The organism is Flavobacterium sp. NPDC079362, from assembly GCF_050267765.1.
Classification (GTDB): Bacteria; Bacteroidota; Bacteroidia; order Flavobacteriales; family Flavobacteriaceae; genus Flavobacterium; species Flavobacterium azizsancarii.
In genome coordinates, this window is the sequence record NZ_JBNNFM010000077.1 from 1 (window position 1) to 1,728 (window position 1,728).

The following is a 1,728-nucleotide window of genomic DNA, read 5'->3' on the forward strand; positions in this document are numbered from 1 at the left end:
AAAACTACTTCATATTGTTCAAAGTAAATGCAAAAAAGATCGTTATGTTCCCTTATCAGATCATATCATTCGGGGTGTAAAAAGGTATATTTCAGCCGAACATCCTACCACATTTTTATTTACAGGCAACACCAAAGACGCCAAAGGTTTTGATTCTCGTTACAGTCAGCGTGGCGTACAATGGGCGATTCAATCGGTTTGTAAAAAAGCAGGCATTTTAAAAGATGTACATACGCATACATTGCGCCACAGCTATGCTACGCATTTGCTCGAAGATGGTGTAAATATTCTTCAAGTTCAGAAACTGCTGGGTCATGAACGCGTGGAGACGACGATGGAATATTTGCATGTTTGCCAGCTCGAAAACCAAAAAGTACACAGTCCAATTGATACCGTTTTTGCTTTATGCAGCCGCAGTGGGAAGTAGCCGATGTGCTGAGAAAAGTCGATTTGTCCAACCAAAACTTTACCGTTCATCAAGAAAAAACGTTAAGAGCATTGACTTTGTGCCGAACTGCTGCTTTGGGCGGACATGTAGATGCTTGTGATGCTTGTGGCAACATTAGTATTAGTTACAACAGTTGTCGCAATAGGCATTGCCCGAAATGTCAAGGTCATAAACGTGAAGAATGGATTCAGGCACGTGAGCAGGATTTGTTGCCTTGTTCGTACTATCATTTGGTTTTTACCCTTCCAGATTCGCTTAATGGATTAGCGATTGCACATCCAAAAATCGTTTATAAAATCTTGTTTGATTCTGTTTGGTCGACATTAAATCAATTCGGAAAAACGGAAGGTTTGCAACTAGGAATGATTGCGATTTTACATACCTGGGGACAAAATTTAAGTTTACATCCACATTTACACTGCATTATTCCTGGTGGTGGAATTGATGCCAACGGTAAATGGAAACGCAAGATAAAAACCGATAAATACTTATTTGCAGTAAAAGCGTTAAGCAAGGTTTTTCGAGCAAAATTTGTTGCCTTGTTACGTAAAGAAAAGCTTGCCGATGCTCATGTTTTGCAAAGTTTATTTGATAAAAATTGGGTGGTTTATGCCAAACGCCCATTTGGAGGTCCCAAACAAGTAATCGAATATTTAGGAAGATACACCCATAAAGTTGCCATCAGCAATCATCGGATTAAAAATGTAACAAATCAAGAAGTTACCATTGCTTATAAAGATTATAAAGACGCAAGTAAAACTAAGCAACTCACCTTAAAAAACGAAGAGTTTACAAGGCGTTTTAGTCTTCATATTTTACCCAAACGTTTTGTAAGAATCAGGCATTACGGTATTTTAAGTAGCAGTTGGAAACGTGGCAAACTGCAACAATTACAACAAGATTTAAATATATCATTCGACCTGAAATCGAAACCAAAACGCAACTTAAAAAATATTATTGTTGTAAAGTTGGAAATCTGGTTACGTTACATGTCTTTGGGCAACGAGGTCCGCCAAAAGCATATCTTATCGAGAATACACTTGCCTATGTGAATTAGTTTTTACGGGTAAGGGAACTTGTATTTAATTGCGTCGGTAAATCGAAAAATAACAATAAGACAGCACAAGTTCAACCATAAAAAAAGCAGTAATCGTAAAATTACTGCTCGTATATCTTAAAGCTACACTTCGAAAACTCCATAATACGTATTAAGCTTCCTGCGGTTCCGTTCAACGGGCTTTCATCTCGTGCCCTCCGGGCAAGACGAAAGCTTAGTTATT

The 1,728-nt window shown here is 38.1% G+C and carries 1 protein-coding gene and 1 pseudogene; both read left to right on the top strand.

Annotated features, from left to right (window positions below; all coding sequences use genetic code 11):
* On the top strand, positions 1-427 hold a 427-nt coding region (locus ACQKCJ_RS24710), incomplete at its 5' end, for a tyrosine-type recombinase/integrase (protein WP_427403146.1).
* Positions 406-1,505: pseudogene (locus ACQKCJ_RS24715) on the top strand (IS91 family transposase). The gene ACQKCJ_RS24710 and the pseudogene ACQKCJ_RS24715, both read left to right, overlap by 22 nt.
* Positions 1,506-1,728: the final 223 nt, after the last annotated feature.